The organism is Escherichia sp. MR (assembly GCF_005280595.1).
Taxonomy (GTDB): Bacteria; Pseudomonadota; Gammaproteobacteria; order Enterobacterales; family Enterobacteriaceae; genus Escherichia; species Escherichia ruysiae.
On record NZ_SZVK01000001.1, the window covers coordinates 28,916 to 40,223 of the forward strand.

General features: G+C 48.7%; 14 protein-coding genes. 12 read left to right on the forward strand and 2 right to left on the reverse strand.

Features of this window, described 5'->3' with window-relative positions:
* Nucleotides 1–162 precede the first annotated feature (162 nt).
* The 9 genes from mdtH (at nucleotide 163) to FC814_RS00205 (ending at nucleotide 6,902) form a co-directional block, all read left to right on the forward strand.
* The gene (gene mdtH / locus FC814_RS00165; protein WP_000092224.1) at nucleotides 163–1,371 is read left to right on the forward strand and encodes a multidrug efflux MFS transporter MdtH; all 1,209 of its coding nucleotides are present in this window, start codon (nucleotides 163–165) and stop codon (nucleotides 1,369–1,371) included.
* 171 nt (nucleotides 1,372–1,542) lie between these two features.
* Nucleotides 1,543–2,103 (forward strand): lipoprotein, encoded by a 561-nt coding sequence (locus FC814_RS00170; protein ID WP_010345626.1) that lies wholly within the window; start codon nucleotides 1,543–1,545, stop codon nucleotides 2,101–2,103.
* 105 nt (nucleotides 2,104–2,208) lie between these two features.
* Nucleotides 2,209–3,255: a dihydroorotase gene (gene pyrC, locus FC814_RS00175; RefSeq protein ID WP_000126572.1), complete on the forward strand. Its 1,047-nt coding sequence runs from the start codon at nucleotides 2,209–2,211 to the stop codon at nucleotides 3,253–3,255.
* A gap of 73 nt (nucleotides 3,256–3,328) precedes the next feature.
* The gene (dinI, locus tag FC814_RS00180; RefSeq protein ID WP_001217767.1) at nucleotides 3,329–3,574 is read left to right on the forward strand and encodes a DNA damage-inducible protein I; all 246 of its coding nucleotides are present in this window, start codon (nucleotides 3,329–3,331) and stop codon (nucleotides 3,572–3,574) included.
* 276 nt (nucleotides 3,575–3,850) lie between these two features.
* Complete coding sequence (bssS, locus tag FC814_RS00185; protein WP_000414435.1) at nucleotides 3,851–4,105, forward strand: biofilm formation regulator BssS; 255 nt, start codon at nucleotides 3,851–3,853, stop codon at nucleotides 4,103–4,105.
* A gap of 114 nt (nucleotides 4,106–4,219) precedes the next feature.
* Nucleotides 4,220–5,338: an N-methyl-L-tryptophan oxidase gene (gene solA / locus FC814_RS00190; protein WP_137325340.1), complete on the forward strand. Its 1,119-nt coding sequence runs from the start codon at nucleotides 4,220–4,222 to the stop codon at nucleotides 5,336–5,338.
* Between the two features lie 46 nt (nucleotides 5,339–5,384).
* Nucleotides 5,385–5,498: a YceO family protein gene (locus tag FC814_RS00195; protein WP_001253424.1), complete on the forward strand. Its 114-nt coding sequence runs from the start codon at nucleotides 5,385–5,387 to the stop codon at nucleotides 5,496–5,498.
* Nucleotides 5,499–5,758: 260 nt separating this feature from the next.
* Nucleotides 5,759–6,325 (forward strand): cytochrome b, encoded by a 567-nt coding sequence (locus FC814_RS00200; RefSeq protein WP_137325341.1) that lies wholly within the window; start codon nucleotides 5,759–5,761, stop codon nucleotides 6,323–6,325.
* Nucleotide 6,326: 1 nt separating this feature from the next.
* Complete coding sequence (locus FC814_RS00205) at nucleotides 6,327–6,902, forward strand: YceI family protein (protein ID WP_000749261.1); 576 nt, start codon at nucleotides 6,327–6,329, stop codon at nucleotides 6,900–6,902.
* A 41-nt stretch (nucleotides 6,903–6,943) separates the two neighbouring features.
* On the opposite strand, the gene FC814_RS00210 is transcribed toward FC814_RS00205, so the two are convergent.
* Nucleotides 6,944–7,996 (reverse strand): rhodanese-related sulfurtransferase, encoded by a 1,053-nt coding sequence (locus FC814_RS00210; RefSeq protein WP_105289686.1) that lies wholly within the window; start codon nucleotides 7,994–7,996, stop codon nucleotides 6,944–6,946.
* 224 nt (nucleotides 7,997–8,220) lie between these two features.
* On the opposite strand from FC814_RS00210, the gene lpxL reads away from it, so the two are divergent.
* The 3 genes from lpxL to FC814_RS00225 all read left to right on the forward strand — a co-directional run bounded on the left by lpxL (nucleotide 8,221) and on the right by FC814_RS00225 (nucleotide 10,995).
* The gene (lpxL, locus tag FC814_RS00215; RefSeq protein WP_010345635.1) at nucleotides 8,221–9,141 is read left to right on the forward strand and encodes a kdo(2)-lipid IV(A) lauroyltransferase; all 921 of its coding nucleotides are present in this window, start codon (nucleotides 8,221–8,223) and stop codon (nucleotides 9,139–9,141) included.
* Nucleotides 9,142–9,311: 170 nt separating this feature from the next.
* The gene (mdtG, locus tag FC814_RS00220; protein WP_000050573.1) at nucleotides 9,312–10,538 is read left to right on the forward strand and encodes a multidrug efflux MFS transporter MdtG; all 1,227 of its coding nucleotides are present in this window, start codon (nucleotides 9,312–9,314) and stop codon (nucleotides 10,536–10,538) included.
* Nucleotides 10,539–10,620: 82 nt separating this feature from the next.
* The gene (locus FC814_RS00225) at nucleotides 10,621–10,995 is read left to right on the forward strand and encodes a MysB family protein (protein ID WP_000180062.1); all 375 of its coding nucleotides are present in this window, start codon (nucleotides 10,621–10,623) and stop codon (nucleotides 10,993–10,995) included.
* Here FC814_RS00225 and FC814_RS00230 read toward each other — a convergent pair whose 3' ends face one another.
* A complete protein-coding gene (locus FC814_RS00230; RefSeq protein ID WP_001211109.1) occupies nucleotides 10,996–11,223 on the reverse strand; it encodes a YceK/YidQ family lipoprotein in 228 nt (75 codons plus the stop codon). It abuts the gene before it with no gap.
* Nucleotides 11,224–11,308 lie beyond the last annotated feature (85 nt).

Here is an 11,308-nt window from a genome sequence, read left to right on the forward strand (position 1 = left end):
GAAAAGTCCAAAATGCCATTTCCTGCATTATTCACATATTTGATAAAAACTCTCTATCAAAGAGGGCTTTCGATAAAAAAATATTGTCCCGGGAATTGTGGGAAAAGTATTAGCCACCATGCAGAATAGAAAGTGCTCATCTTTTATTTCCCGGGAGGGGAAATGTCGCGCGTGTCGCAGGCGAGGAACCTGGGTAAATATTTCCTGCTCATCGATAATATGCTGGTCGTGCTGGGGTTCTTTGTTGTCTTCCCGCTGATCTCCATCCGCTTCGTTGATCAAATGGGCTGGGCCGCCGTGATGGTCGGTATTGCCCTCGGTCTGCGTCAGTTCATTCAGCAAGGGTTGGGTATTTTTGGCGGCGCAATTGCTGACCGCTTTGGCGCTAAACCAATGATTGTCACCGGTATGCTGATGCGCGCCGCCGGATTCGCCACTATGGGCATCGCCCAGGAGCCCTGGTTACTGTGGTTTTCCTGCCTTCTCTCAGGTCTTGGCGGCACTCTTTTCGATCCGCCGCGTTCGGCGCTGGTGGTCAAATTGATTCGCCCGCAGCAACGTGGGCGCTTTTTCTCGTTGTTGATGATGCAGGACAGTGCCGGTGCGGTCATTGGCGCTTTGTTGGGAAGCTGGCTGTTGCAATATGATTTCCGCCTGGTCTGCGCCACAGGGGCGATTCTATTTGTACTGTGTGCAGCGTTTAATGCCTGGTTGTTACCGGCATGGAAACTCTCTACCGTGCGCACGCCAGTCCGCGAAGGCATGGCTCGCGTGATGCGTGATAAACGTTTTGTCACCTACGTCCTGACGCTGGCGGGCTACTACATGCTTGCCGTTCAGGTGATGTTGATGCTGCCGATTATGGTCAACGACGTCGCCGGAGCGCCCTCTGCCGTTAAATGGATGTATGCCATTGAAGCATGTCTCTCCTTAACCTTGCTCTACCCTATCGCTCGCTGGAGCGAAAGGCGCTTTCGTCTGGAACACCGGTTGATGGCTGGGTTGTTGATAATGTCATTAAGCATGATGCCGGTGGGCATGGTCAGCAGCCTGCAACAACTTTTCACCCTGATTTGTCTGTTTTATATCGGTTCGATCATTGCCGAACCTGCGCGTGAAACCTTAAGCGCCTCGCTGGCGGATGCGCGAGCACGCGGCAGCTATATGGGTTTTAGCCGTCTGGGTCTGGCCATTGGCGGAGCTATTGGCTATATCGGCGGCGGTTGGCTGTTTGATCTGGGAAAGTCGGCACAACAACCAGAGTTACCGTGGATGATGTTGGGCATTATTGGCATAATCACCTTCCTTGCGCTGGGTTGGCAATTTAGCCAGAAACGCGCGGCGCGTCGGTTGCTGGAACGCGACGCCTGAAAACGCGATGCTTTCTGTTACCATTGCTCGCCCTGTCAACCTGACGCGCCTTAACAGCTTGTTATTACCTGCCGCCGCAGAATTCAGTTTTTTCTGCTGGCGAGTTTAACGCTGGTGGCACATGCTGCGTTGTGTCAGGATATTGACGCAGATTTCATGTCGAGGACTACCATGAACAAGTTTTTATTTGCCGCTGCATTGCTCGTCAGCGGCCTGCTCGTTGGCTGTAATCAACTCACCCAGTACACGATTAGCGAACAAGAAATTAACCAGTCACTTGAGAAACATAATAATTTCTCGAAAGATATCGGTTTGCCCGGCGTAGCGGATGCCCATATTGTTCTGACAAACCTGGCCAGCCAAATTGGTCGCGAAGAGCCGAATAAGATAACCTTAACCGGGGATGCAAATCTGGATATGAACTCCCTGTTCGGCAGCCAGAAAGCGACCATGAAACTAAAACTGAAAGCACTGCCGGTTTTCGATAAAGAAAAAGGCGCTATCTTCCTGAAGGAAATGGAAGTGGTCGATGCGACGGTACAACCGGAAAAAATGCAGACAGTCATGCAAACGTTGCTCCCCTATTTGAATCAGGCATTACGCAACTACTTTAACCAGCAACCGGCTTACATTCTGCGCGAAGATGGCAGCAAAGGTGAAGCAATGGCGAAAAAACTGGCGAAAGGCATTGAGGTGAAACCTGGCGAAATTGTCATTCCGTTTACTGATTAAACACGAGGGCGCATTCGCGCCCTTTATTTTTCGTGCAAAGGAAAACGTTTCCGCTTATCCTTTGTGTCCGGCAAAAACATCCCTTCAGCCGGAGCATAGAGATTAATGACTGCACCATCCCAGGTATTAAAGATCCGCCGCCCAGACGACTGGCACCTTCACCTCCGCGATGGCGACATGTTAAAAACTGTCGTGCCGTATACCAGCCAAACCTATGGTCGGGCCATCGTTATGCCCAATCTGGCACCGCCCGTGACGACCGTTGAAGCTGCCGTGGCTTATCGTCAACGTATTCTTGACGCCGTCCCTGCCGGGCACGACTTCATCCCGCTGATGACCTGCTACCTAACTGATTCACTGGATGCAGACGAACTGGAGCGAGGGTTTAACGAAGGCGTGTTCACCGCTGCAAAACTTTACCCAGCAAACGCGACCACCAACTCCAGCCACGGCGTGACGTCGGTTGACGCTATCATGCCCGTACTGGAGCGAATGGAAAAAATGGGTATGCCACTGCTGGTACACGGAGAGGTGACACACGCCGACATCGACATTTTTGACCGTGAAGCGCGCTTTATTGAAACTGTTATGGAGCCGCTACGCCAACGTCTGGCTGGGCTGAAAGTGGTTTTTGAGCACATCACGACGAAAGATGCCGCTGAATATGTTCGTGACGGTAATGAACTGCTGGCTGCTACCATTACACCCCAGCATTTGATGTTTAACCGTAACCATATGCTGGTTGGTGGCATACGTCCGCATCTGTACTGCCTGCCCATTCTCAAACGTAATGTGCATCAACAGGCGCTGCGTGAACTGGTCGCCAGTGGCTTTAGTCGCGTTTTCCTTGGGACTGACTCCGCGCCACATGCGCGTCATCGCAAAGAGAGTAGCTGCGGTTGTGCCGGCTGTTTTAATGCCCCAACGGCGCTGGGCAGTTACGCCACTGTCTTTGAAGAAATGAATGCGTTACAGCACTTTGAAGCATTCTGTTCTTTAAACGGCCCGCAGTTCTATGGTTTGCCAGTCAACGAATCGTTTATTGAACTGGTACGCGAAGAGCAGAAAGTGGCTGAAAGCATCGCTCTGACTGACGACACGTTGGTGCCATTCCTAGCCGGAGAAACAGTACGCTGGACAGTTAAACAATAAAAAACGTAGTTCCCTGTTGTCATTAGGTTATTTTGCCTGTATAAATAACCAGTATATTAAACAGGGGGCTATTATGAGAATTGAAGTCACCATAGCGAAAACTTCTCCATTACCTGCCGGAGCCATTGACGCTCTGGCAGTTGAACTTTCCCGCCGTATTCAATATGCGTTTCCTGATAACGAAGGTCATGTTTCTGTTCGTTATGCCGCAGCTAATAATTTATCGGTTATTGGCGCAACAAAAGAAGATAAACAGCGCATTAGCGAAATTCTGCAAGAAACATGGGAAAGCGCAGATGACTGGTTCGTTAGCGAATAATATGCAGTAATGTTTGTTTTTGCCGGGTCGCTCCGGCTTTTTTATTTTCAGCACAAAATTTCTACACTTCCTCAAAATAATTGCACGATATGCTAAAAAAATATGAATGACATGCTGTTTTATTGTTCATATAAATCTTAAAAACAAAAAAATATCTCTTTCCCCCTTTAAAAATTCTGTGGATACCCTTACTTATTGGTATACTGAAGTTGCTTCAGATAAAAATGCATTGAACCTCGAATAACGTTGTCTAGTAACACGAATTAGGGGGCCATGATGGAAAAAAACAATGAAGTCATTCAGACTCATCCGCTCGTAGGGTGGGACATCAGCACCGTTGATAGCTATGATGCTCTGATGTTGCGTTTGCACTACCAGACCCCAAATAAGTCCGAGCAGGAAGGGACTGAAGTTGGTCAGACACTCTGGTTAACTACTGATGTTGCCAGACAATTTATTTCGATATTAGAAGCAGGAATCGCCAAAATTGAATCTGGTGATTTCCATGTAAATGAGTATCGTCGTCATTAACTTGACATGACCATCCACCCAAAAGGCACCAGATTGGTGCCTTTACTATTTCTGGGTTGTATATCTGCATTCACTTAATTACTCTGCTTAAACCATGAGAGCAGAGAGAAAAAAATGAAATACGATCTCATCATTATTGGCAGCGGTTCCGTAGGCGCTGCAGCCGGGTATTATGCCACTCGGGCCGGTTTGAAAGTGCTGATGACCGACGCCCATATGCCGCCGCACCAACACGGCAGCCACCACGGTGATACACGATTAATTCACCATGCTTATGGTGAAGGTGAAAAGTATGTTCCGTTGGTACTTCGCGCGCAAACCCTGTGGGATGAACTCTCCCGTTACAACGAAGAAGACCCCATTTTTGTGCGCTCTGGCGTCATTAACCTCGGCCCAGCCGACTCCGAATTCCTCGCCAATGTCGCCCACAGCGCGGAACAATGGCAACTCAACGTCGAAAAACTGGATGCGCAAACCATTATGGCTCGCTGGCCTGAAATACGCGTCCCTGACAATTACATCGGCTTGTTTGAGGCTGATTCTGGCTTTCTGCGCAGCGAACTGGCAATTAAAACCTGGATCCAACTGGCGAAGGAAGCTGGCTGTGCCCAACTGTTCAACTGCCCGGTCACCGCAATTCGTCATGACGATGACGGCGTAACTATTGAAACAGCTGACGGCGAGTATCAGGCGAAAAAAGCGATCGTCTGCGCGGGAACCTGGGTAAAAGACCTGCTGCCAGAACTGCCTGTCCAGCCAGTACGCAAAGTGTTCGCCTGGTATCAGGCCGATGGTCGTTATAGCGTGAAAAATAAATTTCCGGCCTTTACCGGAGAACTGCCCAATGGCGATCAGTATTACGGCTTTCCCGCCGAAAATGACGCTCTGAAAATTGGAAAACATAATGGTGGTCAGGTGATTCATTCAGCGGATGAACGCGTTCCGTTTGCTGAAATCGCCAGTGACGGTTCTGAAGCATTTCCCTTCTTACGTAGCATACTGCCAGGCATTGGTTGCTGCCTGTACGGAGCTGCCTGTACCTACGATAATTCGCCTGATGAAGATTTTATTATCGACACCCTGCCCGGCCACGATAATACGCTGTTGATTACCGGCCTGAGTGGACACGGATTTAAATTTGCATCGGTATTAGGGGAAATAGCCACCGATTTTGCGCAAGGTATAAATAGCGATTTTGATTTGACGCCATTCAGACTTTCCCGCTTCAAATAATCATCATCACGGCCTCAAAATGAGGCCGTTTTTACAGGAGTATTTAATGCGTCGGCTGTTGAACTATCTCATCAATAATATTCGCGAGCATCTGATGCTTTATCTTTTTCTGTGGGGATTATTGGCCATTATGGATCTGATCTACGTGATTTATTTTTAACCACGCAGCACTGACATAAATTGACAAAAACTTAATCTCTCTTTCATTTGGTGTGAAAAATTGAATAAGCTATGTCTCTCTTAACTTCATTCCCCAGACATACCTCATCCTGAAACCACTAAACTTATGAAGATTCTTTCATTATTAAATCAAAATTATTGAAATAAAAATAAATATCATTTGAATTGTTATTTTTAAGTTGCAATTCATTCTCCAACGCGCCATTTTCATTCTTTCGCAAATAAGTTTCGGATGCACTGATGTCCCTTACAAATACCCCCAAACGCTATGGTGTTATATCAATGACCTTTCATTGGCTGAGTGCAATCATTATCTACTGCATGTTTGCTTTAGGGCTATGGATGGTAACACTCAGTTATTACGATGGCTGGTATCACAAAGCACCAGAGCTGCATAAAAGCGTCGGTATTCTGCTCATGATGGGGCTGGTTATACGCATTCTGTGGCGTGTTATATCCCCACCACCTGGTCCGTTGCAAAGTTATTCGACCATGACGCGTCTCGGCGCACAAATTGGACATCTCGCGCTATACCTTTTGCTCTTCGCCATTGGCATCAGCAGCTATCTCATCTCGACCGCCGATGGCAAACCAATCAGCGTTTTTGGCTGGTTTGACATCCCCGCGACCCTTGCCGATGCTGGCGCACAGGCTGACTTAGCCGGTGCCCTGCATTTTTGGCTAGCGTGGAGCGTCGTCGTACTGTCCGTTATGCACGGATTTATGGCCCTGAAGCATCATTTCATCGATAAAGACGACACCCTGAAGCGTATGCTGGGAAAATCGTCATCTGACTATGGAGTATAAAATGAAAAAAAGCCTGCTTGGTTTAACCTTCGCTTCCCTGATGTTCTCTGCCGGTTCAGCTGTCGCCGCCGATTACAAAATTGACAAAGAAGGTCAGCACGCCTTTGTCAATTTCCGCATCCAGCATCTTGGCTATAGCTGGTTATATGGCACCTTTAAAGATTTCGACGGTACTTTTACCTTTGATGAAAAGAACCCAGCTGCTGATAAAGTGAATGTGACAATTAACACCACCAGCGTCGATACCAATCACGCCGAACGTGATAAGCATCTTCGCAGCGCAGATTTCCTCAACACCGCAAAATATCCGCAGGCGACGTTCACTTCTACCAGCGTGAAGAAAGACGGTGATGAGCTGGATATTACGGGCGATCTGACACTCAATGGCGTAACCAAACCAGTAACGCTGGAAGCAAAATTGATTGGTCAGGGCGACGATCCGTGGGGCGGTAAACGTGCGGGCTTCGAGGCAGAAGGCAAAATTAAGCTGAAAGACTTCAACATTAAGACTGATTTAGGTCCAGCTTCGCAGGAGGTTGATCTGATTATTTCGGTGGAAGGTGTACAGCAGAAGTAATGCATAGATGTTGCCGGATGACGCGCATCCGGCACGAATGTTTATTTTGTTGGCTCAGGAATGACCAGCGTCGTGTTCAGCCGTCCACGCGATTTATTAAAGATCTTATTGCCATTTTCTCGCCCGGCACGACGGCGGCGCTGTTCTTCTGGCGGTAATGCGCTTTCTTCACAGCAAATCTCACTACAACAGCCCTTGAATTTCTCGGCACATGCCGGACACTGGATAAACAACAGATGACAGCCATCATTTCTACAATTGGTATGGCTGTCACAAGGTGTGCCGCACTGATGACAATGCGCAATAATTTCGTCAGAGATCCGCTCGCCCATCCGCTCGTCAAAAACAAAATTTTTACCAATAAAGCGGACAGGCAAACCTTGTTCACGCGCCTTACGAGCGTATTCAATAATCCCGCCTTCAATATGCCAGACTTTATTGAATCCGTTATGTTTCATCCAGGCACTGGCCTTTTCACAACGAATGCCGCCGGTGCAGTACATCACAATTTTTTTATCTTTATGTGCCTGCATCATCTCGACTGCTTTTGGCAGCTGCTCACGGAAGGTATCTGCCGGAATTTCCAGCGCGTTTTCAAAGTGCCCCACTTCATACTCATAGTGGTTACGCATGTCGATAAATAGTGCATCGGGATCGTCAAGCATGGCGTTCACTTCCGCCGCTTGCAGATACTCACCAACATTGCTGGCATCAAAGTGAGTATCGTCAATACCGTCGGCAACAATGCGATCGCGTACCTTCATGCGCAGTACCCAGAAGGATTTCCCGTCATCATCCAGCGCAATATTCAGACGTAAACCGTTTAAAGCAGGATCAAAAGCATAAAGCTGTGCGCGAAATGTCTCTACGTTGCTCGCCGGTACGCTGATTTGTGCGTTGATCCCTTCATGCGCCAGATAGACCCGCCCAAAGACATTCAACGCGGTAAATAGTTTATATAAAGCATCGCGGGTCGTTTTGGGATCGGTAATGTGGAAATATTTATAGAACGAAATGGTGGTACGTGGTTCGCTCTCGGCCAGCATTTTGGCTTTCAGCGCGTCATTAGAAATGCGGTTGTGTAACACTGGCATGGTGTACGGTTCCTGCAGGGTGGGAAAGTAAAAATCCGCAGCATGATATAGCAATTATCGACAATTAACATCCATACATTTTACGCTACATTTGCGCATTAAAAATTATTAATGATTTACATACGCGGTAATTTCGCCCAGTCTTCGGTCACAAATTTTGGTTGCGGACGAAAAAATGCGACAATACATACAATTGCCCGTATAGGTTGAAAGACAGGATTTATATGACGAATCTACCCAAGTTCTCCACCGCACTGCTTCATCCGCGTTATTGGTTAACCTGGTTGGGTATTGGCGTACTTTGGTTGGTCGTGCAATTGCCCTACCCGGTCATCTACCGTCTCGGTTGTGGATTAGGAAAACTGGCGTTACATGTTATGAAACGTCGCGCCAAAATTGTACATCGCAACCTGGAACTGTGCTTCCCGGAGATGAGCGAACAAGAACGCCATGAAATGATGGTGAAGAATTTCGAATCCGTTGGGATGGGGTTGATGGAAACCGGCATGGCGTGGTTCTGGTCAGATCGTCGAATTGCCCGCTGGACGGAAGTGATTGGCATGGAACATATCCGTGACGTGCAGGCGCAAAAGCGCGGCATTCTGTTGGTCGGCATCCATTTCCTGACGCTGGAGCTGGGCGCAAGGCAATTTGGTATGCAGGAACCGGGTATCGGCGTCTATCGCCCAAACGATAATCCGTTGCTCGACTGGCTGCAAACCTGGGGGCGCCTGCGTTCGAATAAGTCGATGCTTGATCGCAAAGACTTAAAAGGAATGATCCGGGCACTAAAGAAAGGCGAAGTGGTCTGGTATGCGCCAGATCATGATTACGGCCCGCGCTCAAGTGTTTTCGTGCCGCTGTTTGCTGTTGAGCAGGCGGCGACCACCAGTGGCACCTGGATGCTGGCGAAAATGTCTGGTGCGTGCCTGGTGCCGTTTGTTCCGCGTCGTAAGCCAGACGGCAAAGGGTATCAGTTGATCATGCTGCCGCCAGAGTGTTCACCTCCGTTGGATAACGCTGAAATCACCGCTGCATGGATGAATAAAGTGGTCGAAAAATGCATCATGATGGCACCGGAACAGTATATGTGGCTACATCGTCGCTTTAAAACGCGCCCGGAAGGCGTACCTTCACGCTATTAAATCTCCCTTGCCGGATGTTTCGAACTGCATCCGGCATTACCACTACAAATCCTCCTGATTTAGCGATAAAAGCTCTGTACATTGCGTCACCTATAAGTCAGGCGCATAATTAGTGTGCTTACTTTTTCTTCTTTTAATCACCGCGCCTGGCGCACCAACAGCGGATTGCTATGTCACTCTGTGAAAATGACACCCCCATAAACTGGAAACGAAACCTGATCGTTGCCTGGCTAGGTTGTTTTCTTACCGGTGCCGCCTTCAGTCTGGTGATGCCATTCTTACCCCTCTACGTTGAGCAACTTGGCATCACCGGCCACAGCGCGCTGAATATGTGGTCGGGGATTGTCTTCAGTATTACCTTTTTATTTTCCGCCATCGCCTCCCCTTTCTGGGGCGGGCTTGCCGACCGCAAAGGCAGAAAAATCATGTTATTGCGTTCTGCTCTCGGCATGGGCATCGTGATGGTGCTGATGGGGCTGGCGCAAAATATCTGGCAGTTTTTGATTCTGCGGGCGCTGCTTGGTTTGCTTGGCGGATTTGTCCCCAACGCCAATGCTCTTATCGCCACACAAGTACCGCGTAATAAAAGCGGCTGGGCGCTGGGCACGCTCTCCACCGGCGGCGTTAGCGGCGCGTTGCTCGGCCCGATGGCTGGTGGCTTACTCGCTGATAACTACGGCTTACGTCCGGTATTCTTTATTACCGCCAGTGTGCTCATACTCTGCTTTTTCGTCACCCTGTTTTGTATCAGAGAAAAATTCCAGCCCGTCAGCAAAAAAGAGATGCTGCACATGCGGGAAGTCGTAACATCGCTTAAAAATCCGAAACTGGTACTTAGCCTGTTTGTCACAACATTAATTATCCAGATTGCTACTGGATCTATCGCACCAATCCTGACGCTGTATGTCCGCGAACTGGCAGGAAATGTCAGTAATATCGCCTTTATTAGTGGCATGATCGCCTCCGTGCCCGGCGTGGCTGCACTGCTAAGTGCTCCACGACTTGGTAAACTTGGCGATCGTATCGGGCCAGAAAAGATCCTGATAACTGCGCTGATCTTTTCTGTGCTGCTGTTGATCCCAATGTCTTATGTCCAGACACCACTGCAACTGGGGATTTTACGCTTTTTGCTCGGCGCCGCAGACGGCGCTCTGCTCCCAGCCGTACAAACGTTGCTGGTTTATAATTCGACCAACCAAATCGCCGGACGCATTTTCAGCTATAACCAGTCGTTTCGCGATATTGGCAACGTTACGGGGCCGTTGATGGGCGCAGCTATTTCAGCACACTACGGCTTTCGTGCTGTATTTCTGGTTACCGCCGGAGTCGTTTTGTTTAACGCGGTCTATTCGTGGAACAGCCTGCGCCGTCGCCGACTCCCCCAGGTATCGAACTGATTTTTCGCCTTTCATACTTGCAAAAGCGGAGAATCAGCTATTCTTTCCCTGAACACCTCAGCAAATCAAAGGGAGAGTCGTGATGACTATGTACGCAACGCTTGAAGAAGCCATTGATGCCGCACGCGAAGAATTTCTTGCTGACAACCCCGGCATCGACGCCGAAGAAGCGAATGTGCAACAGTTCAATGTCCAGAAATATATTCTGCAAGATGGCGACATTATGTGGCAGGTTGAGTTTTTAGCCGATGAGGGCGAAGAAGGTGAATGCCTGCCAATGTTCAGTGGAGAAGCCGCACAAAGCATCTTTGATGGCGACTATGATGAGATTGAAATCCGCCAGGAATGGCAGGAAGAAAATACCCTGCATGAATGGGACGAAGGTGAATTTCAGCTTGAACCACCGCTGGATACCGAAGAAGGACGCGCAGCAGCAGATGAGTGGGATGAGCGTTAATTACTCATATGCTCCGTGATGAATGTCGATCGGTAGCAGTAAGGTATCAAAGACTAAAGAGAAAGGGAGATCAAGGATTGTGACATAGCGCCATGCGGAGTCACGTACATCCCATTGCACGCCGGGATAATATTGGTTGCCATGCCCCTGTCCCGGTATGGTGCGGCTAATGATGCTGCCACAACCACTCAGCAAGGTAACCATGATGCTGACTACGATGAAACGCATTTGAACCCTCTTCCGTAAAAAAATACCGGCATAACGCCGGTATTTTTATTGCTGACAAAATGCTTGTTGTTTTTGCCGGATGCGG